This is a genomic window from Exiguobacterium sp. E17S (genome assembly GCF_057772545.1).
Genome location: NZ_JBYLRU010000027.1, coordinates 1 through 260, shown reverse-complemented (window position 1 = coordinate 260; position 260 = coordinate 1). Strand labels below are relative to the sequence as shown.

Here is a 260-nt window from a genome sequence, read left to right as displayed (position 1 = left end):
GCGCGTCTTAGAATTCTCATCTCGCCTACCTGTGTCGGTTTACGGTACTGGCGCCTTCCCCCTCACTAGAGGCTTTTCTTGGCAGTGTGAAATCGTGACCTACGTCCCTACGGGACTCCGCGTCGTTCCTTGACCTTGATGCCTGACGGATTTGCCAATCAGACGGTCTTGAAACTTGCACATGCACTTCCATCCGCATGCGTCACTATCCTCCTGCGTCCCCCCATTGTTCAAACGGTGGATCGGCGGTACAGGAATAT

The 260-nt window shown here is 54.2% G+C and carries 1 rRNA gene; it reads right to left on the bottom strand.

Annotation, left to right across the window (positions count from 1 at the left end):
* Positions 1-260, bottom strand: a 23S ribosomal RNA gene (locus AC3B4V_RS16285); the annotation flags it as partial.